This is a genomic window from Desulfovibrio sp. TomC, assembly GCF_000801335.2.
Taxonomy (GTDB): Bacteria; Desulfobacterota; Desulfovibrionia; order Desulfovibrionales; family Desulfovibrionaceae; genus Solidesulfovibrio.
This window is the reverse complement of the sequence record NZ_JSEH01000007.1, coordinates 167,495-188,008: the sequence shown is the minus strand read 5'-3', so window position 1 is coordinate 188,008 and position 20,514 is coordinate 167,495. Positions and strand designations below refer to the sequence as shown.

The window sequence follows — 20,514 nt, the reverse complement described above, 5'->3', positions numbered from 1 at the left end:
TTAAACTCCGAATGCCTTTCCAAAAGAACCGATGAGTTCAGCCTCCTTGCCGGTACCGCGTAGGTATTCCTGCAGCAAAGGCCGGAGGCAATCATCCCAGACACGCTCTCTAGCCTCAGCGACTGTAAGGCTAGTGGCATACTTCAAGTTCATCAAATAGGCATGACCGATTTGATAATCATGGCCCAGCAATGGTTCCTTGGCTATCTGGGTGTTCAGTTGTTCAAGATTGTCTGCCAGAGGTAACCAGGTTTTGCAGAACTGGTTTAGGTGATATCTCAATAGCCCTGTATCCGGCGTCACTTCTTCCCAGCGGAATCTGCGTCGAAGAGCGAAATCAAAGCTTTCCACGCTTCGGTCAATGGTGTTCATCGTTCCGATCAGATAAATGTTTGTTGGAATGAAGAATAGATACCCCTGATCGGTCTTAAGCATGCCGGTAATATCATTATTCAAATTGGCATACTGGGTTTTGACGCTGCCCTTGATGCCACGATATTCCAGGCAATACATCAGTTCACCAAAGACCCGGGACAACTCGGCTCTGTTTACTTCATCGATTATAAAGAAGAATGGTGGCACAGCCTCGGATACTAGCTTCGACGAGTCTGATATTTCGAAGATGTATTTCCAATGAGCACCTGATAACTTTTCTCTATAGGGCCGAAGCTCATCGAGCGTGATTGATTCCCAGTCCCGATTGAGACCAAGGCTGCAAACATCAATTTCCCACTTTCCGGCGTTTCTGCAAAATTTCTTGAAAACACCATTCTGTAACGTCAGTTGCGCGGTTCCATTACCATCCAGAACAGGGCGTAAGCCTTCCATGAAGTCTTCATAACTGAAAGAAGGATGGAATTGTACCAGCTCAATCTGGCTTGAATGTGTGAGTTTACTGTTCGGAGCAAACTCCTCTTTCCAGATATCAAACAGCAGAGAGGTCTGCTGGCGAGCTTGGTATGTTTTTCCAGTTCCAGGGGCACCGTATTTAACGATTTGCTTTGTTAGGCTGAATGGATTGGAAAGATTCTCATAGAGCACCCAGACAAACTGACTCAGATAAAAAACATCCATTTTATCGTCCAGAAGCTCATCGTTGAACTCATCTTTGATGATCTTCAGCAGAAAAGTGTTTTTTGAATACCAGTCTTGATCCTCTTCTGCAGGATATGCACGGATAATTCCTTCACGTATAAGCCAGCTAAAGACCTGATTGAACTTACCGGAATCGACCGTTGTGGAAACTTCGAGCGTGCAGGCCGCCGCCACACGATTGACAAGGACTGGATTGTTGGACTTGCCTTGGTCAGACCACGCGGCGTCAAATTTTCTGAAGCACGCTTTGTTGGGAGTCAGGATGAATTGTTGCAGCGCGGATAAGAAATCCTTGTCTTTGATGAATGACTGGAAGTTTTCGTAGCTTAAAACAGACTGGCCGCGAGAAGCAATCCCGTTACTTTTTTCATAGAGGAGCTGCTTCAGGAAAGCCTCATCCCTTTGAGACAAACCTTCTCCTGATTTGATTCGTTCACGGATTTGTTCGACCTGACCATAAAACTCGCGATAGGCGTCATGCCAGCCTTTTACTTCGTGCTTCCTGTTTTCAATCAAATATTTGTAAAGGTTCTTCAGTCTGCTTTTCATTTAGATTTATCTCCTATGTTGTTCAGTTGTTTTGTTGTTATGGAAAACAGTCAAGGGGCGAATGATATGGTTTAATAGATTTCACGCATGGTCAGTGGCGTAGAGACCTAACTTGTGAATAACATTCCATTGGGCATTTAAGTTGATAGTCTACCGGAGTCAAGTGCATACATACGATATCAATATTATTTCACGAACGCAACACTAGTCAATAAATTCAGTCGTCAGTTGGAAGATGGGGTGGATCTATTGTGAATAAGCGGTTTAGATTTCTTTTTACGGCGTTTCTGACAAAATATTTTAGCGGGCATAATTTGCGGACCCATCCCTAAGGCAGAGATGGAATATATGTTTCCAAAAAGATGCGCATTTCCACGCCCCCTCGACTACACGCGCAGACGTCTGCGCCTTATGCAACCCGGCTCATCGCCGCGTATCTCGGTTCATTTCTCCCCGGCCGCCCGAAACCCCACAGCGTTCAAAATTTCAAATTTCCCACAGATTAGACGCAACACACTAAAATTACCAGGGAAACGCAAAAAATCGGCGTTCAAAATCGTTCAAAATATTTCAAAATACTGAAATAGTAGGATAATATTCCGGCAGTGCCAAAACTCGTGAAAAAATGGGGACAGGGGGGATAGCGGACAAATCGGGTCCGCCAACGGAGCCAACAGGCAGGGGCATCTGATAAACGAAAAAGGGGCCAGGACCATCGGTCCTAACCCCTTGAAATAATGGAGCCAGCAAAGAGACTCGAACTCTTGACCTGCTGATTACGAATCAGCTGCTCTACCAACTGAGCTATGCTGGCGCGTGCGAGTTGATTCCTGTACGCTCTTGATTCATGTGTGTCAATATCTCCAGGAGGGATGCAGGAAATCAGATGTCGGAACGAATGGATTCCTGGGTGAGCTCAGGATGCTGGAATGCCGGAAATGACTGGACTGCACCTCGATGCCGACACCCGGCAGGTCGATAATTCCGGTAGCGGCAAGGGCATTTTTGTTATCGGGCGCACCTGAACAGTTTAGGCTGGCTGATGGTCCGGAATGCTGGCCGCCGGTCCCCGCAGGGCTTGCTGTATGCCCAGGATCTCATCGAGCAGAAAGACATCGGTCAGGAGCGTGCGCACGTGCAGAGAGGCGTTGAGATTGTCGATGAGCTGGGAGGAAATGCGCGGCTGGGCCAGCACGAGTTCCATGGCTGCCAGCGCCTTGGCCGTATCCGCGCGAAGGACATCGAGAAAGTCCTGGTAGCGTTGTCTGGGCGCGAGTTCCAGGGCCTGCGTCGCGGCACCGTAGGCTGCGGGCAGGCCGCAAGCCGCGTTAACGGCCCGGGTCAGCAGTTCCCGCAGCTGTGTCCCGCTGCGGCTGTCCCGGTCGTCGGCGAGGCCCTGGGCCGCATAGGCCAGCATGAACTCGTAGCATTCCTCGATGGCGTCGCAGCGCCTGGCAATATCGGCAAATTCCGTCATGGTTTCATGTCTCCGGCAGGCGTTATCGGGTTGAATCCTGCCTGCCGCTCCAGCGGGCAGGGTCGTGGTGGCCGAGGAAGTAATCGCGGTCCATGGTCCCGGTGAGCATGGACCGGGTGATCGGGCGCTTTTCGGGGCGCAGGGCGAAATAGATGTGGATGATGACCAGGGCCGCCAGGGACAGGCCGGCCAGCCCGTGCAGGGCGTAGACCACGCCCCAGCCGCCGTCGCTCAAAAAGCGGTACGGATCACGGGTGAGAAAAGGCGTACGCACCCGCCACAACAGGACAAGGCCGGTGGCGGCCATGGTCAGCCCCAGGACCACCAGGGCCAGATGGTAGAGTTTGTTGCCGAGCGGATATTTGCCCGTTCGGACCGGCGACCGGTCCTGCCCGGCCGTGCCGCCCAATCCCTTGATTTCGGCCAAATCCGACGGCTCGGGCCAGATGGAGCGAAAATCCATGCAGCACACGGCGTGCACGATGTGAAAGAGGATGGCCGCGAGAAGGACCGTCCCTGCCAGCGTGTGTATACCCACCCAATCGAACCGGATACCGAGCTTGGGCAAGAAAGCCGTACCCAAAAGCGTCAGCATGGCTGCGGCCATGGTCCAGTGAAAGAGCCGGGCCGGCAGGGAATGGCGCACGATGCGGGCCGGGAACCGCCCTGCCGCTTCGGGCGATATGGCCGGGCCGGCATCGTCGTGCCGGCGCAGGCGGACCCATAGGGCGTGGACCAGGGCAAAGGCTGCGCCGGCAGCCAGTGAAACCCAAAGCAAGTACCAGGCAGCGTGCAGGATGACGGGCTGGCCCCAGGGCGAGGCTCCCCAGGCGACAAGGTTCATGACGCCTCCTTGCCGTTAATGGCGCGTTTGACCAGAGTGCGGACCAAGGTCGTCTTATAGCCGTTGTGGGTCAGGCTGACCGCTCCTTCGGCGGCAAGAGTTGCGGCGGCCGCGGCAGCGCTTCGGGACTGGCCGGCCACGGCCGCCTCCACCCGGGGCAGACGCCAGGGACGGGCCGCCACCGCGCCCAGGACAAAGCGAGCCCTGGCGATGCGGTCTCCGCGAAGGCTCAGGACCGCCGCGATGTTGACCAGCGGGAAATCCCAGACCGGCCGGTCGCGGACTTTCTCGAAATAGAAGGGCGCCCCGGCCCAGGTTTGCGGAATGCGAATTTCGGTCAGCAGGTCGCCGGGGCCAAGTACATTGAGTCGGGTAATATCGTCATCCGGGCCGACGAAATAGTCCTCGGCCGCCATCTCGCGCCGGCCCGAGGCGTTTTGGACGACCAGTCTCGCCTCCAGGGCCACGAGGGCCGGCGCGGTGTCCGACGGCGACACGGCGGCGCAGCGGCTGGCCCCGAAGATGGCGTGTTCCCGGTTCATGCCCTCCGGGGTGTCGGCGTAGCAGATGTTGCCGCCGGCCCGGTAGCAGTCCCAGCCGCCGCGATAATACCAGCAGCGGGTGTCCTGGGAGATGTTGCCGCCAAGGGTTCCCTGGTTGCGGATTTGCGGCGAGGCCACTTCTCCGGCCGCAGCGGCCAGCAGGCCAAAGCGCGCCCGGATGAGCGGATGCCCGGCGATGGCCGTCAGCGTGGCCATGGGGCCGATAACCAGCTCGCCGTTGTCCTGGCTGACTCCCCGAAGGGCCGCGATGCGGCCGAGGTCGATGACCGCCTTGGGCCGTTTGAGGCGGTCCTTGAACCGCTCCAGACTGTCGAGTCCCCCGGCCAGCATCCAGGCGTCGCCCCCGAGGCGCTCGGCCAGGGCCAGGGCGTCCTCAACGCTTGTCGGTTGGTAGAGGTCAAAGGGCGGCATGCCGTCGCGTATGATCGCCATAGCGTTCTCCTGCCGCCGTTTTAACGGCGGCGCAAAGGTCAGACATTGGCCGAAAGGCCGCCCGGGCGGAGCCGTGCTCCCGGTTCGAGGGCGGTTAGGACGGCATCGGCCATGACCGGGGCGCGGGAAAACAGGTCGTCGCCCAGGGCGTCGGCCAGGGCGCACAAGACTGCCGCGCAGGCCGCACCGGTCGGCGGTTCGCCAATGCCGCGCGCTCCGATCGGGGTTTGCGGATCGGGCAGGCCGACGGACCCCCAGGTGAATTTGTCCGGGAGGCTTAAGATGGTCGGCGGCCGGGTCTGGTAGAAGCGTGTGGCCACCGGCAGGCCGTAGTGCTTGTCGTAGAACCATTTCTGGGTGGTGGCATGGCCGATGCCGAGCATGGACCGGCCGACCAGCTGACCGGCAAAGGCCCGGGGATGAACCACCAGACCGGCGTCGGCCTCGGCGTGGAAATTCGTGATCCGGTACATGCCGGTTTCGACGTCGACCTCCACCTCGGCAAAGGCGGCCACATAGGAGTAGGTCTGGCCGTCGCGCCCGAAGGCGTCGCGGGCCACGGCCACCAGCCCTTGGCCGGCCAGGGCGGCCACCGAGGCCTTGGTCAGCTTGTGGACGTCGTCCGGGCAGGTGTGGCCGTCGTAGACCCCGCCCAGGGCGATGGCCTGTTTGGCCGCCTCGGCGAAACTGAGACCCTGGCCTGTATCGGCCCGAAAGACCCGCAGTCCTCCCACTTGGTAGTCGTCCGCCTGGCCGCCCAGGGTGACAGCGGCGATCTCCCGAAGTTTTCGTTTGGCGTCGATACTGGCCGCCAGGGCGGCCCGGGACATGGCGTGGATGGTCTGACTGCCGCCGGACACGCAGCTCCAGGCGAGCTGTTGGCCCGTATTGCCCCAGACGATTTCGCACGACTCCCAGGGCACGCCCATGGCGTCGGCCAGCACCCGCTGCACGTCGCTAAACGACTCCGTGCCCAGGTTGCCCACGCCGCAGTGGATGCGAAGCTTCCCTTCCAGGGTTATGATAAAGAGGCCGTCGAAACCAATGGTGCCGGCCACGAAACAGCCCGTGGCCACGCCGATGCCCCGCCGGATCGGTCCCGTGGCCAAGGCCGGCCTGGCCCGGCGCGCTTCCCAGCCAAACGTCCGCGCGCCCTGGTCCAGGGCCTGTTTGACAAAGGCGCTGGTGGCGGCATTCAGGCTGCCGTCGGGTTTGGGCGGTCCGACCGGGGCCGCGCCCTCGGGCGAATTGAGGCGGCACACGGCCAGGGGATCGAGGTTCAGGAGGCGGGCAGCCTTGGCCAGCACCGGTCCCATGAAGGCCTGGGCTTGCAGGCCGCCCGGGGAGGTCTGGGCCGAGCGGGTCGGCGTATTGGTCAGGACGGGCGCCCCGCGCCAGCGCATGGCCTGGGGCTGATAGAGCAGGGAGGCCATGCGTCCGACCAGGGCATAGTCGTGTTGCTGCTCATAAGGGCCGTTGTCCTGGACCACAAAAACGTCCAGCGCCAGCAGGCGTCCTTCCTTGGAAAAGCCTGCCCGCATCCGGCCGATGCAGCTCGGCCTGGCCCGGCCGATGGCCTGCTCGTCTTCGCGGCTGATCCGCAGCATGACCGGGGCCTTGGCTTTCTTGGCCAGGAGGGCCGGGATGACCACGGCCACCGAGGCCGTGATTTTGCCGCCGAAACCGCCGCCGGTGTATTCGCTGATAAAGACGATGTCGCCTGCGTCCATGCCCAGCCAGCGGGCGATGGCCGGCACGGTCTGGATGGTGCTCTGGGTGCCGGCGGTGAGAAAGAGCTTGCCGTTTTCCCACCATGCCAGGGCGGAGCGGGTCTCCAGGGCTTGGTGGCTGACGTTGGGGGTGACAAAGGTCTCGTCCAGGACCAGTTCGGCCTGTTTGAACCCGGCCTCAAGGTCGCCGTAGGCCCACTCGCCGGTCGCCTTGCCCAGGGGAAGCCGGTCCGGGCCGGCGGCAGCAAAATCAGCGGCCGTCCACTTGAGTTCGCCTACGGTCGCCTGGTCGCCGGCCTTGGCCGGCGGCAGCCAGACATTGCCGTCAGTGCGGGCGTTGGGGCCGCCCGGACGCAGGCTGTCCAGGGGGTCGATGACAAACGGCAGCGGTTCAAAGGCGATGTCGACGGCCTCAAGGGCGGCAACGGCGGAAGCCTCGTCAACGGCGGCCACGGCCAGGATGGGGTCGCCCCGGTAGAGCGGCTCCATGGTCAGGCCGCGTTCGGCCCAGGGGCTGGCTTTGATGACCGCGCCGCTGTCGGACACGGAGTCGGCCGGGGGCGGCAGATCGTCGGCCGTGAGGATGGCCCGCACCCCGGGCATGGCCAGGGCGGCGCGCGTGTCCAGGCGCGTCACCCTGGCGTGGGGCATGGGACTGGACAGAAGCTTGCATACGAGCATGCCCTCGGTCCGGAAGTCCTCGGCGTAGCGGGCCGCGCCAGTGAGCTTGGCCCGCAAATCGGGCGTGGTGTAGTCGCGCCCGGTCAGTTTCGGCGTGAAAAGCGCGTCGTTTGGCGGCATGGCTTACGCCCTCCTCATATATTCGGCCCCGCGCAGGAGGGCGGTGAGGATCTTGTCGTAATCCTGGCAACGGCAGAGGTTTCCCGAAACGCCCTGGGCCAGTTCCTGGCGTGTCGGCTCGGGATTGGTCTTGAGGGAGCCAAGGGCGGCCATGAGAAAGCCCGGGGCGCAGTAGCCGCACTGGAAACCCTGCTCGTCGAGGACGCCTTGCTGCAGGGGGTGCAGGCCGCCGTCGGGACGGGCCAGCCCCTCGATGGTCAGAATTTTTTTATCCCGGACCGAGTGGGTGAGGATGGAACAGGAATACTGCGGCACGTCGTCGATCAGTACGGTGCAGGCCCCGCATTCGGCCCGGTCGCAGCCGATCTTGAGTCCGGCCAGCCCCAGCTTGCCGCGCAGGGTCTGGGCCAGGGTTTCCTGGGGCATGACGTCCACCCGGCGCTGCTGGCCGTTGACCGTGAGGGTGATGAGCCGCTCGACAGCCCCGGGCGTGGCCTTGGGACCGGCTCCGGCCGGCCCGGGAAAAAGCGGCCCGGAAAAGGAGACGACGCCGGCGGCTATGACGCTTCTGATGAACTGGCGCCGGGTCATGCCCCCGGGCCTGCCTTTTTCGTCAGCACAATCGCACATCGCGACTCCGCCTAGTGGTCCCGGGATGCCGGGAGTTTGAGGGGCTGCCCAGGTGGTCTGAGAAGACGCTGGGCGGGATCGTGGGTGCGAGCCGGGCTGGCCCGCGAGTCACTAATAAATTTGTTTACGTGATTTCCAGCCGCAAGGGGAGCCTGATTCTCCTCGATTGTTGCCTGATACGCTCAAATCGAACGTGAGGGACATTCCGGGCCGGTTCAGGCCGGAACGGACGAGTCGAAGAAGGAGAGTGGGGGAGTGATGGTTCATCGCTTGCCGTTCGCTGGCATGCGAAATGGAAGCGGCCAAGGCACGAGGCGCGGTGTTGTTTCTTGATAGGCCCGGTAGGGGAGACCAAAGGCTGCGAGCAGGCGGCGTTCTTCGAATATCGATCCGACCAGAAAGTAAGCCAAGGCGAAGGTCGCGAACAACACTCTCTCCAGTGTCATGACCGGATCGGCGAAGAGATAGGCTACCGCAGCCAAGTACATCGGATGGCGCACAATCCGGTACGGCCCGGTCACGATCAGTTCTGCGGATGGCGCTGTTTCGCCGTCAGGTCCGATAATCCCAGCGGGGTACAATGCTGCCTGGCGAATGCCGGTGAACTCCCAAAGATCGAAGGCCTTGAAGGTCGAAAGAAAGAAAAGAATTGCGGCCAGCCGGATTGTCCAAAGAGTCCAGGCTGCTAAGCCATGCGCGTGATAGAGCGTTTGCGGCAGGTGCGGCAGCAACGCAAGGGTCAGGCCAAAACTTGCCAGACTCACAACCGTGAACCCAAGTCGATAGAACGCGAAACGCGGTCCTAGAAATCTGGACAGCATCAACTTGCCGTGCCGGGACATGCTCAAGCTGTGCAGGACGGCCCAGGCGCAAAGAATGCTTAAATATTCGCCAACGTCGGCCATGATCGCCCTCTCGTGCCCAAGGACAGCTTACGACATGACTATGGTGAAAGTATTAGTGAATTGTTTCGCGTTTTCAAAAAATGAACAAGCCTTTTCCTGAATCACGGGCTGTCTTACGACAAGGAATCGGAACTCCAGCGGAACTCCTTTGGTGGGCGTTGTGAATCATCTTTCCAATCGGAGACGTCTGGATGGACAAATCAAGGTGAGTGGTTATTAAAAATACTAGTGAAAACGCTCAAACCTCTATACAGGAGCGTGTTATGAAGACTGAATTGTTAACGCCCGCCAATAGCGCGGTTATCTTTATAGACCATCAGCCGCAGATGACCTTTGGCGTGGCCAATATTGATCGTCAGACCCTTGTCAACAACGTTCTGTTGCTGGCCAAGGCCGCCAGCATCTTCAAGGTTCCAACCATCCTGACCACGGTTGAGACGAAGAGTTTTTCCGGCAACATGTGGCCGCAGCTCCTCGATATCTTCCCGGGTCAGGAACCCATTGAGCGCACCAGCATGAATTCCTGGGACAGTCCGGAATTCGTCAAGGCCGTCGCGGCCACAGGCCGCAAGAAGCTCGTCATGGCGGCGCTTTGGACCGAGGTCTGTCTGGTGTTTCCGGCCCTGGAAGCTCTCGGCGCCGGCTACGAAGTCTACGCGGTCGAGGACGCCTCCGGCGGCACCAGTCTGGCCGCACACAACGCCGCCATGCGTCGTATCGAGCAGGCCGGCGCGGTCCCGGTCACTGCCTTGCAGGTGCTCCTGGAATTCCAGCGGGATTGGGCGCGCAAGGGCACCTACGACGACGTGATTGCCGTCGTGAAGGAGCATGGCGGCGCGTACGGCCAGGGTGTGGAATACGCCTACACCATGGTGCACGGCGCACCCCCGAGCCGGGCCGCTGGAAGGTAGGGATGGCGTCATGGACGAAACGACCACACTGACGGATGGTTCCGGACCACTCACTGTGGTCGCGGCCTGGCGCATCAAGCCGGGAATGGAAGCTGCGTTCGAGCAATGGCACCAGGGCATTGCAGCGCAGGCAGCACGCTTCCCCGGGCACATGGGCAATATCGTCATGCGCCCCGGGGAAGCAGCCGGCGAGTACTTGGCCATTTTCCGGTTTGATTCCCTTGAGCATCTTGTCGCCTGGGAAACGTCCCCAGAACGCGGCGAATGGTTGCGCCGGTCCGAGTCCTTTCGCCTCTCACCCATTCGTTACCGGAAAGGCTATGGCCTGGACTTCTGGTTTGCCTCTTCCCGCGCGGCCGGCTCGCCGCCGCGCTGGAAAATGGCAACCGTGACGGTCGTCGCCATCTACATCCTCGTCAATCTTGTGGGGATCGTCTTCGCGCCGCTTCTCGGCGGTCTGGCTCCCTGGATGGTCGGCTTCGTGGAAACGGCGATCGTCGTGGGGCTCATGACCTATCTGGTCATGCCCGGACTGACCCGGCTGTTGGCCCGATGGCTGTTTCCCGTTGCAAAGGACACCCCATCATGAATACCACCTTTGCCGAGAGCATACTGACCAATGGCCGCATCGCCACCCTGGACCGGGACAAGCCCCAGGCAACAGCCGTCGCCCTGCTGGGAAACCGCATCCTGGCGGTTGGCGACGAGGGCGAACTCGCCGGACACATCGGCCCGGACACCCGCCGCATCGACCTCAAGGGCCGCACCGTCATTCCCGGGCTCAACGATTCCCATATCCATGTCATCCGGGGCGGACTCAACTACAACATGGAACTGCGCTGGGACGGCGTGCCCTCCCTGGCCGATGCCCTGCGTCTGCTGCGGGAACAGGCCCGTCGCACGCCGCCGCCCCAATGGGTGCGGGTGGTCGGGGGCTGGTCGGAGTTCCAGTTCGCCGAGCGGCGCATGCCGACCCTGGACGAGATCAATGCTGTTTCGGCCGAAACCCCGGTTTTCGTGCTCCACCTGTACGATCGGGCTCTTCTTAACCGGGCGGCGTTGCATGTGCTCGGCTACACCAAGGACACACCTGACCCGCCGGGTGGGCGCATCGAACGGGACAAGACCGGCAACCCCACCGGCCTGCTGCTGGCCCAACCCAATGCCTTGATCCTGTACGCCAGTCTGGCCCTGGGCCCCAGGCTCGGCTTTGACGACCAGGTGAATTCCACCCGCCACTTCATGCGCGAACTCAACCGGCTGGGGCTGACCAGCTGCATCGACGCCGGCGGCGGGTTTCAGAATTATCCCGAGGATTACCGGGTTATCGAGCATCTGGCCGGACGCGGAGAACTGACCCTGCGGCTGGCCTATAACCTTTTCACCCAGCATCCCAAGGCGGAATACGAGGATTTCTCTGGCTGGTCGCAGCTCGTTACGCCAGGCCAGGGCAATGATTTGTACAAGATGAACGGGGCCGGCGAGATGCTGGTCTTTTCTGCCGCGGATTTCGAAGACTTCCTGGAGCCACGGCCGGATCTGGCTCCGGTGATGGAAAAGGAACTGGGCAAGGTGGTCGCCCTGCTGACCCAGAAGCGCTGGCCGTTTCGCCTGCACGCCACCTACGACGAGTCCATAGGGCGCTTCCTGGACGTGTTCGAGGCCGTCAACCGGGACATCCCCTTTGACGGGCTGCGCTGGTTTTTTGACCACGCCGAGACCATCTCCGAACGCAATATGGAGCGGGTGCGGGCGTTGGAAGGCGGCATTGCCATTCAGGACCGCATGGCCTTCCAGGGAGAATACTTCGTGGCCCGCTACGGGAAAGAGGCCGGCAAGCGGACCCCGCCCATCACCACAATGCTCAACTACGGCATCCCGGTCGGGGCCGGCACCGACGCCACCCGGGTATCGAGCTACAACCCGTGGGTTTCCCTGTACTGGCTGACCAGCGGCAAAACGGTCGGCGGGCTTTCCCTCTACGATGCGGACAACCGTCTCGACCGGACAGCCGCCCTGCGACTCTATACCCAAGGCAGCGCCTGGTTTTCCGGGGACGAGGCCCAAAAGGGCGCCATCGCTCCTGGCCGGTTGGCCGATCTGGCCGTGCTGTCGTCTGATTACTTCAGCGTGCCCCAGGAAGCCATCAAGGGGATCGAATCCGTCCTGACCATCATGGATGGGAAGATCGTCCATGCCTCCGGGGAGTACGCCTCCCTGGCGCCGCCGCTGCCGCCGGTTTCGCCGGACTGGTCGCCGGCCGGCATTCGCACGGCCGCCTGGGGCAGCTTGGCGAACGCCAGTCAGGGCGGTCTGGCCCATTGCCATGATGGTTCCTGCGGTGATCCGCTGCATCGGCACACGCACCGGGTGGTCGGCGAGAAGGGAAGCTGGGGCATCGGCTGCACCTGTTTCGCCTTTTAAAACAGCGGTCGGAGGCTCGGCTGCCATCCGTGGGCTGCACCGCAAAGAAATGACGGTCCAAAGTTGATCTCGCGGGGCGCAGCCGGAGTCTGGCCGGATGCAAACAGCAAAGGGGTTGGGAATGGAACATCCTGACCCCTTTTCCTCTATTTTGTGCCTTCGCTTGTCGGTTATGATGGCGGGCCAGATTTAATCACTCCTCGTTTCTCCTCTTTTTATCCCGCATTTTCAATAGACTTTCCGAGTCTGTGAAGTCTTTGCGCCGGAATAGTGGCAGGCGTACGTTCATTTTTGGAATATATTCCAGGATAATGTGGCGTATTGCCAAGAATTATATAGTGTTCTGATCCGGGTTGATCCTGAATGCCCGCTGATATTGCTCAGAGTTGTAAAGGTGTTGTCAATTGAGTTGAGGTTTGTTGAATAGTAATGTTAAATTTATTCGTATTTTAAGATGATAAAATAGAAATTTATAGTTTAGTTGTTGTATGCAGCAACGGAACTGTCATCTTCTCCTGTTTCTAGCGGAGAAATCACGCTTCTATTTTTATCCGTGATCGTTTTTTATTGGCGAGTAACAGACCTGAATGGTCTTGAATTCTGCGAATTACGGTATACGTGTCAGTATCCTTCAGGCAGAAAAAATGTAACACGATGAATTTGTACAACTATTTTCTAATCGTTTGAATTGCTGTCACTTATCATCTTTGTAACATTCGCCTGCAAGTTCATTCGCCGTGAACTGTGGCGCGACATTGGGTTTCGCTGGTTTTATTACAGCTTTGAGGAAGGGAGTATGAAACACACACGTCTCTCGGCTCTGGCGATTCTTTTCGGCCTGGCTCTGACCACGGTGTCCTTTGCGGCTACGGAAGTACGCATGGTGGGCGACGCCCTGGTCTATGGGACCTTTTTTACCAACCGCAATTTCACCGGCTGGAACGCCCCTGCCTGGACCTCAACGACACCGACTTGGAGCAAAGCCGGGAAAAAGACTGAGGAAGCCTTTGAAATCTGGGAGCGGTTCCGGTTGCGCACGGACTTTGTGACCAACGAGGCCGTGAAGTTCCGCCTGGAAATGAAGGTGGAAGACACCTGGGGGCATGGCACGTTCACTGCCGCCAATCCGGAAGCTTCCATTATGATTTATGGTGCGTATCTGCAGTTCAAGCTGCCGGGCACCGATGCGGACGTGACGGCCGGTCTGCAAAACGTCGCCCTGCCGCAGAGCAAGCTCTTCTACGGTTCGCCGGTGTTTGGCGACCGCATGGCCGCCCTTATCGTCAATGCCCCGCTGATCGACAAGACGCTTTCCGTGATGGCCGGCTTTGGCCGGTTGATCGACACCAACCGGACCTATGACACGACGACCACCCAGGTGGCCGACGAGCTCGACGCCTACTTCCTGGCCCTGCCCATTACCCTTGAGGGGTTCAAGGCCACTCCGTGGGGCACCATTGCTGTGGCCGGCAAGGACGCCAACCTTTTCACGCTCAAAAGCTCCCAGCAGAATTCGTCGTTTTACGCCGACAACCTGACGTCTGCCGGGACATACGCCTCGCCCAAGCTGTGGAAAAACGACCAGAATGCCTTTTGGTGGGCCGGCGGCGCGTTTGAAATTACCGCCCTTGATCCCGTGAAGTTCTACGCCGACGTGATCTACGGCGCAGGAGCCGAGAGCGACCGTAAAAAGAGCCATCGCAGCGGCTGGTTCATCGATGCCGGCGTGGAATACACCGGCTGGGACGTCCTGACGCCCAAAGCCTATGGCTGGTGGTCCACCGGCGAAGACGGTTCGACGCGCAACGGTTCCGAGCGGATGCCCATGATCCGTCCCAACTGGGGACCCGGCAACAGTTTCCTGTTCGACGACAGCCAGGAACTGGTCAAAAACTCCAACATGGGCATGAGTCCGGTCGGCTCCTGGGGGCTCGGCGTCACCCTGGACGACATCTCGTTTATGGCCAAACTCACCCAGCGTCTGACGGCCCTCTACGTCAACGGCACCAACTCCGCCCGGGCCATCCGCAACCTCAACACGCTCATGGGCAGCAACCCCTATTTCCAGATGGGGCGCGATCTGACCATCAACGAGCATGTCTTTGGCGTCAACCTGGACAGCAAGTACATGATCTACGACAATCTCGCCGCCGTGGTTGAAACCGGCTGGGCGCATGGCGAGTTCCAGCAAAGCGTCTGGGGCCATTCCCTGGTCAACCAGTCCCGAAACGGCGACACCTGGAAGGTCTCCTTCGGCCTGTCGTACAAGTTCTAACCGCCTGACGCCGCAGACCCCAAGCGTATACGGCCGGGACCACAGGTGGTCCCGGCCGTTTGTATGTATGGGGACGTGGCTGGGGGGCTGGTCGCCGCCCTTCGTGTCTTGTCTGGCTCGGCCAGGCCGGGCCTGGCCGCCGGCAGGACATGGCAGGGCAGGGGAGTAGGGCAGGGCAGGATGGTCGGTCAGGGTGTTACAGGCCGTGCTTTTTGCCTTTGACCGAGTCAATTTCAATGCGCACCACGGTCGTGGCGGCCAGATTGGTCTTGGGGTAGTCGAAGCGCTGCGGCGTAAACCGGGCCACGATCCGGTCCAGGGCTGCGATCTTGGCGGCTTCATCCATGATAAAAACGGTGCGGCCAAAGCCGATGACCGTGCGGTGGCGCGCCTCGAAGTCGCAGGCCGCATCGCTTTCGATCACGCCGTGATCCAACGAAATGACAAAGCTCACCACCGGATTGCGCTGCATGATGCGGACCTTGGTCCCGGCCCGGGCGCAGTGGAAGTAAAGGCCCGTGTGGTCATAGGCGTAAAAGACCGGCACCACGAAGGGGATGTTGTCGTCGGCCAAGGCCAGATAGAGGACCCGGCCGGCGTCGATGACGGCGTCGATCTCGGTGCGGTCGGTGATCTCCCGGTCCTTGCGCCGCATAGCCCCATGGGGATGGCCCGGGTGGGTCGTTTCGGACATGTACGTCTCCTTTCTTTTGTTGGCCGCCCTCAGGCGTGCTTGGGCGAAGCAATTCGGGACGGGACCAGCGAGCCGCAATCGGCGCAGGACTCGCCGGGCAGGACCCCGGGCTGGCGGGTCAGGCCGAACTTGGGCACGGGGTAGGCGGCCGGCTTGGCGGGTATGGCTTGCAGGGTTTCAATCGCCTGGGGCGGCAAGGCCTGCTGCCGGGCTCCGGCGACAATGGCATCAAGATAGGGCTGGCTTGGGGCCGTCGGTTCGCCCAACACATCCTTTTTATACACCAGGACGGCATACACCGTGCCCTGCCCGTCCGTCACTTCGGCCGGAGAGTGGAAATAGGCGCCGGTGCCGTTTAAGCGCACGCCCTGCCAGGTATCGAGACTGTCGGCATCGGAGAAACTGAGCTCGTAGACCACGCCCCAAACTTCGCACCCAGGGGCCGGGTCCACGGTCTCCAGGCCCCCGTCCCAGACCGGGCTGTAGCCGTGAAAGACCAGACGATGGTCGGCCAGTCTGGCCGTGGCTATCGCCTTGGGCGAGTTGCAGCGCGACTGGATACGGCTGGAAAGCATCTCGGCCCCGTACGAGAAATACAGGAGCTTGCGCCCCCGGCCGGTGATCTTCGGTTTGGCGGGCGCCGTATTTCCCGACATAGTTTCGACTGATCGCTGCATAATCGTCTCCCTGTCCCCGGCGGCGTAACGCTCGTGTTGCGTTCGGCCATTTCCGTGACGCGTTTGGGCATGGCCCGGCGCGCCTGCCGGGACGGGCAAGGTCCCTGGCAGACGCGGCCGGCCATGGCCCAGACCGCAGGCAGGCGTCGCCGGCCTACCACATGTTGAGAATCCATTCCTTGTTGTGCTTGTGCTCCATGTCCGTGAAAAGGACATTGGCCATCTGCTCGGCCAGCCAGATGGCCCCGGCGTACCCGACCACGGGATGGCGGTACATGCCGGCCCGGTCGTAGGTGGGAAAGCCCACCCGCAGCATGGGGATGTTGTGGTCGATGGCAATGAACCGGCCCTTGGAATGGCCAAGGATCAGATCAAGCTCCAGTCCCTCGTTTTTGATGCGGTTTTCCATTTCCCAGAAATCGGCGTTGGTTATGATCTCCATGTTCCAATCGACGTTTTCCTGGAGCGCCTTGATCCTGGGGTCCCGGACGTAAGCCGGGTTGTCGTCGCCTAACAGGAGCAGCATGGGCTTCATTTCGAGATCGATGCAAAATTCCGCCAGCCCGATGACCAGATCGGGGTTGCCGTAGATGGCCACGCGCTTCTCGGCGAAAAACATGTGAGTGAGATCGGTCAGGGCATCGATGGCGATGCCGCGCTCGCGCACCAGCGACTCGGGAATGGGTTTGCCGGTGAGCTTTTTAAGGTTGGCCAGAAACGTGTCGGTGTTTCGGATGCCAATGGGCGTTGGGCCGACAAGGGTCGGGAGGTCGAACTCTTTTTCCAGATAGGCTGCGGCCTTGCCGCCTTCGTAGCGATTGAGCGCCAGGGTGCCCAGGGCATTGGCCGTGCCGGCCAAATCGGCGATGGTGGTGGTGCCGTGGGCCACGTGGTTGCCGTGGGGCATGAGCGGGGCATCGAAATTTTCGATCTCAAAAAGGACCGTGGCTTCGATGTCCATGGCCGCCAGCAGGTGTTTGAGCGCCGTGACGTCGCCCGGGTTGACCCAGCCGGTGATGAGATTGAGCTTGCCGTTTGGTTCGGTCTTTTTTGCAAAGTGCATGACAAAGTCGCGCAGGGCCAGATCGTAGCCCGTGACCATGCTGCCGACAAAGCTCGGGGTGTGGATGGGGATGAGATGGACCTCGCGGTCGGGGTATTTTTCCTTGAGCAGACCGGCGTTTAACTTGGTGACCACACCGTCGATGTCATCGCCGATGACTTCGGTTGAACAGGTGGAAATGATCGGCACCACCTTGACGTGGGGGTAGCGCATGAGAAGGACGTCGACAGCCTGCTCCACCCGGCCGCAGGCCCCGAACACCGCGCCGTCTTCGTGCACCGACGACGAGGCCAGTTCAAAGCTCTCCTTGAAGTGCTGGGAGAATAAAAGGCGCACGAACATGACGCAGCCCTGACCGCCGTGGACGATGCCAATGCAGTCTGTCACGCCGATGCTGACGAACTGGGCCCCGGCCGGCTGACAGGTCATGATCGGATTGATGACGCCGGCCCGCGTTTTTTCCTGTAATTCGCAAGACATGATACGCCCCTCGCGTGTCGCGTTGACAAACGCCATTGCTGTGTATGTGTGAGTATGCATGCCACTTTCAATGTGTTGCGGCCTGATTGCCCGTACAGGGAAGGATCGAACGCAACGCTAGTAGTGCTGGTCAGTCAGTTCAAGGTTAAGCGAGCCGGTGATGGTCAGAAAGTCCAGGCGCTCGTGGACCGCCTGCAACAGGTCTGTGATTTGCTCCTTGGACATGTCGCCAAGCCAGGCAAAGCGCTCCCGGTAGGCTTCGGCCAACACCACGGCGTCAACCCAAAAGCAGCGGTCGGCCGGCGTTTCCAGAGAAACGTGCTCGCCGCACAGAATCTGGCGCGTCCGGGACAGAATGCCTTCGTTCTGATCTTTTCGGTCCCAGGCCCGGGAGTGAAACTGCCACAGGCACTTTTTCATGATGTAGTCGATGAGCAGTTCGACGCGTTCGTTTCGCAAGTCATCCATGGCGTACCCCCCTTATCCGGCCATGGCTGCCGGCTGTTCCATAAGCGGATAGGTTCTGTCCTTGTAGCCGGCCAGGCAGTCGTAGCCGCCGGTGTACTGCCGCATTGCGGTGGAGTTTTTGACCTCGTCGGGCAGGTTGGCGTCGGACAGCATCCGGCGGGTGACAAAGCCCTTGTCGGTAGGGATTTCGTCGGCGCTGATGTCGAGCTTGGCCAGCTCATGGACGGGCGAATAGACGGCGTTGTAGATGTCCCGGGCAAAGCGCACCCAGCCCTCGAAGCCCTTCCAGGGACCGTTGTGGTAGGCGTGGGCGTTTAAGTAGGGAACCCGGAGCTTTTTCGCCACTTCGCCCGGCCGTTTGCCAGTGAAGATAATGTCGGGCTTGAGCATTTTCATGGCTTCCAGGCCCTCGAGTTCGTTGGGGTCGTCAATGGCCAGGGTGCCTGACTCACAGCGGGAAATGCCCTTTTCCATGTCGCCCTGGTGGCCGAACTTGGTGTAGACCGAGACCACGTCCACTTTCATTTCGTCGTGGATGACATGGGCCCAGTGCCACAACTTCGAGCCGCCGGGCCACAGGCAGACGCGCTTGCCTTCAAGACGGGCTGCGTACCAGTCCAGTTCCGGCTTCCAGCGGGCCACCTCTTCGTCGATGACAGCCTTGGCCCGGTCCTCGATGCCGAAGAAAAGCGCCACCTTGCGCAGCGATGCGGCCAGCGCGCCAAAGCCGAAGCCGTCGATGTCCAGGCGCGGCGTGCCATAGCGTTTTCGCAACTCGTTGCAGATGTATTCAGCCGAGCGGGCGCATTCGAGGACGTTTAAGTGGGCCCGGTGCATGCCGCGCAGGTCGTTGTACGAGCCGTTGCCGGTGAAGGTGGCCAGCACCTGGATGCCCATACGCTTGAAGTAGTCGTCCATGACCTCCTGGTCGCCCTGGATGTTGTACTCGCCGACGTAGTTGATGACGTAGTCGCTGGTCAGCGTCGGCTCAAAGGTGCCGACTTTCTGGTTGATCCAGGCGATATTGATCTTGTGGTGGCCGCCGGACTGGCTGGGACCGCCAAAACCGGGGGAGTTGCACACGAAGATGTCGACCTCGGGCATGTCTTCCATGATCTCGGCGGCAATGGCGTTGATGTCGTCGCCAATAAGGGCCGAAGCGCAGGTCTGGTAGATGGTCATGGCCTTGATGTCGGGGAAGGCCTTGAAAGCTTCGACGATATTTTGCTTGAGCAGCTTCTCGGCCCCGAAGACGATGTGCTTCTCCTTCATGTCCGAGGCAAAGGTGTATTTGATCTGGAAGTTGTCGTTGTCGCTGATGTAGCGCTTGGTCTGCCAGGTGTCGTAGGTGCAGCCCACGGGACCGTGGCTTAAGTGGATGACGTCCTTCATGGGCGTGCCAATGACGTGCTTGGCCCCGCAGTAAGCGCAGCCGCGTTCGGATATCGACCCGGGAATGGTGTTCAAGTAGCCTAGGGGCAGGGCATCGGCCAGGGTCTCGCCCGGGCCTTTGATGACGGCGTGCTTTTCCCGCTCCGGGATGCACTCGCTGCATTTAAATAAATGGTACGGCATACTTTCCTCGCGGCCTCAGGCCATATGGGGCTGCGCCCCGGCCTAAAGCCTGTCATCGTTATGGAATCCCAATGGGCTGTCCCGGTCCGCAGCCGGCCGAATTTCCAGCCCACGCCACGCCCCCTCCAAACTTCCCCCAGGTGGGATTCCAAAGGGCTCAGCCCTTTGGCCGCCGGAGGCCTCTTCATCTTCTCCTCTTCCTCCTCCCTACAACACAGCCATGTCGCCGGTTTCGTCGGTGCGCAGGCGCAGGGCGTCGTCCACGGGCAGGACAAAGATCTTGCCGTCGCCGATCTGGGCGGTCTGGTTGGCCTTGATGATGGCTGCGACCACGGCCTCGGCGTCAGCGCTGGGCACGACGACGGAGAGCATCCGTTTGGGGATGTATTTCATGCCGCCGGATTTGCCCTGACCTTGCAGTTCGGGGGGCAGATCGCAGTTGAGTTCGGCGGCGATGCCGCGCTGGTGGCCGCGCCCGAGCACCCGCACGGCCATGAAGCTGGGGAACCCGAGTGTTTCCAGGGCATCCTTGGTCTGGCCCACCTTTTTGGGGCGGATGATGGCGATGATTTCCTTCATGGCGGCTCCCGCTACAGTCCGCTGACGCCGGTTCGGACGGTAAAGACCGAGTCCACGGGCATGACAAACACTTTGCCGTCGCCGAAATTGCCGGTGTAGGCCTTGTATTTGATGATCTTGAGTACTTCCGCGACGTTTTTGTCCTCGACCACCATCATGATCATGGTCTTGGGCAGCTCGTCGTAGTGGACATCGCCCATGGTGATGCCTTTTTGCTTGCCCCGGCCGTAGGCGTTTATTTTGGTCATGGTGAAAAAGCCCGCCTTGGCCAGCCCTTCGGTCACGGTCTCGGCCGCTTCCGGCCGCACAATCGCCTTGATCATTTTCATGCGCCTGCTCCTT

General features: G+C 60.1%; 18 protein-coding genes and 1 tRNA gene. 4 read left to right on the top strand and 15 right to left on the bottom strand.

Annotation, left to right across the window (positions count from 1 at the left end; genetic code table 11):
- The 8 genes from NY78_RS08860 to NY78_RS23065 form a co-directional block, all read right to left on the bottom strand.
- Complete coding sequence (locus NY78_RS08860) at nt 1-1,644, bottom strand: McrB family protein (RefSeq protein WP_043634492.1); 1,644 nt, start codon at nt 1,642-1,644, stop codon at nt 1-3.
- A gap of 738 nt (nt 1,645-2,382) precedes the next feature.
- Nucleotides 2,383-2,458 (bottom strand) — tRNA-Thr (locus tag NY78_RS08855).
- A gap of 216 nt (nt 2,459-2,674) precedes the next feature.
- On the bottom strand, nt 2,675-3,121 hold the full coding sequence (locus NY78_RS08850) for a hypothetical protein (RefSeq protein WP_047960098.1): 447 nt from the start codon (nt 3,119-3,121) through the stop codon (nt 2,675-2,677).
- 22 nt (nt 3,122-3,143) lie between these two features.
- Nucleotides 3,144-3,965: a cytochrome b/b6 domain-containing protein gene (locus tag NY78_RS08845; RefSeq protein WP_043634489.1), complete on the bottom strand. Its 822-nt coding sequence runs from the start codon at nt 3,963-3,965 to the stop codon at nt 3,144-3,146.
- Nucleotides 3,962-4,960: an FAD binding domain-containing protein gene (locus tag NY78_RS08840; RefSeq protein ID WP_043634486.1), complete on the bottom strand. Its 999-nt coding sequence runs from the start codon at nt 4,958-4,960 to the stop codon at nt 3,962-3,964. Before NY78_RS08840 ends, NY78_RS08845 begins: the two co-directional genes overlap by 4 nt.
- A gap of 38 nt (nt 4,961-4,998) precedes the next feature.
- On the bottom strand, nt 4,999-7,491 hold the full coding sequence (locus NY78_RS08835) for a xanthine dehydrogenase family protein molybdopterin-binding subunit (protein ID WP_043634483.1): 2,493 nt from the start codon (nt 7,489-7,491) through the stop codon (nt 4,999-5,001).
- Between the two features lie 3 nt (nt 7,492-7,494).
- Nucleotides 7,495-8,082 carry a (2Fe-2S)-binding protein gene (locus NY78_RS08830; protein WP_043634613.1) on the bottom strand — a complete coding sequence of 196 codons (588 nt, stop codon included), beginning with the start codon at nt 8,080-8,082 and terminating at the stop codon, nt 7,495-7,497.
- Nucleotides 8,083-8,384: 302 nt separating this feature from the next.
- Complete coding sequence (locus tag NY78_RS23065; protein ID WP_053062167.1) at nt 8,385-9,026, bottom strand: methyltransferase family protein; 642 nt, start codon at nt 9,024-9,026, stop codon at nt 8,385-8,387.
- Between the two features lie 263 nt (nt 9,027-9,289).
- On the opposite strand from NY78_RS23065, the gene NY78_RS08820 reads away from it, so the two are divergent.
- The 4 genes from NY78_RS08820 to NY78_RS08805 all read left to right on the top strand — a co-directional run bounded on the left by NY78_RS08820 (nt 9,290) and on the right by NY78_RS08805 (nt 14,636).
- Nucleotides 9,290-9,937, top strand: a complete 648-nt coding sequence (locus NY78_RS08820; protein ID WP_043634480.1) for a hydrolase — start codon at nt 9,290-9,292, stop codon at nt 9,935-9,937.
- Between the two features lie 10 nt (nt 9,938-9,947).
- Nucleotides 9,948-10,526 carry an antibiotic biosynthesis monooxygenase gene (locus NY78_RS08815; protein ID WP_047960097.1) on the top strand — a complete coding sequence of 193 codons (579 nt, stop codon included), beginning with the start codon at nt 9,948-9,950 and terminating at the stop codon, nt 10,524-10,526.
- Entirely contained in the window at nt 10,523-12,361 is a 1,839-nt protein-coding gene (locus NY78_RS08810; RefSeq protein WP_043634478.1) for an amidohydrolase, read from the top strand. Before NY78_RS08815 ends, NY78_RS08810 begins: the two co-directional genes overlap by 4 nt.
- A gap of 796 nt (nt 12,362-13,157) precedes the next feature.
- Nucleotides 13,158-14,636, top strand: a complete 1,479-nt coding sequence (locus NY78_RS08805) for an outer membrane homotrimeric porin (protein ID WP_043634476.1) — start codon at nt 13,158-13,160, stop codon at nt 14,634-14,636.
- 196 nt (nt 14,637-14,832) lie between these two features.
- On the opposite strand, the gene NY78_RS08800 is transcribed toward NY78_RS08805, so the two are convergent.
- The 7 genes from NY78_RS08800 to NY78_RS08770 all read right to left on the bottom strand — a co-directional run bounded on the left by NY78_RS08800 (nt 14,833) and on the right by NY78_RS08770 (nt 20,501).
- Entirely contained in the window at nt 14,833-15,330 is a 498-nt protein-coding gene (locus NY78_RS08800) for a pyridoxamine 5'-phosphate oxidase family protein (RefSeq protein WP_043634474.1), read from the bottom strand.
- Between the two features lie 29 nt (nt 15,331-15,359).
- Nucleotides 15,360-16,007 carry a gamma-glutamylcyclotransferase family protein gene (locus NY78_RS08795; RefSeq protein WP_043634472.1) on the bottom strand — a complete coding sequence of 216 codons (648 nt, stop codon included), beginning with the start codon at nt 16,005-16,007 and terminating at the stop codon, nt 15,360-15,362.
- A 154-nt stretch (nt 16,008-16,161) separates the two neighbouring features.
- Nucleotides 16,162-17,550, bottom strand: a complete 1,389-nt coding sequence (gene anfK / locus NY78_RS08790) for a Fe-only nitrogenase subunit beta (RefSeq protein ID WP_043634470.1) — start codon at nt 17,548-17,550, stop codon at nt 16,162-16,164.
- A gap of 117 nt (nt 17,551-17,667) precedes the next feature.
- A complete protein-coding gene (anfG, locus tag NY78_RS08785) occupies nt 17,668-18,018 on the bottom strand; it encodes a Fe-only nitrogenase subunit delta (protein ID WP_043634469.1) in 351 nt (116 codons plus the stop codon).
- A gap of 12 nt (nt 18,019-18,030) precedes the next feature.
- Complete coding sequence (gene anfD, locus NY78_RS08780) at nt 18,031-19,593, bottom strand: nitrogenase iron-iron protein, alpha chain (RefSeq protein ID WP_043634467.1); 1,563 nt, start codon at nt 19,591-19,593, stop codon at nt 18,031-18,033.
- Nucleotides 19,594-19,800: 207 nt separating this feature from the next.
- Complete coding sequence (locus tag NY78_RS08775) at nt 19,801-20,172, bottom strand: P-II family nitrogen regulator (protein ID WP_043634465.1); 372 nt, start codon at nt 20,170-20,172, stop codon at nt 19,801-19,803.
- A gap of 11 nt (nt 20,173-20,183) precedes the next feature.
- Nucleotides 20,184-20,501, bottom strand: coding sequence for a P-II family nitrogen regulator (locus NY78_RS08770; RefSeq protein WP_043634462.1), 318 nt, complete (start codon nt 20,499-20,501; stop codon nt 20,184-20,186).
- Nucleotides 20,502-20,514 lie beyond the last annotated feature (13 nt).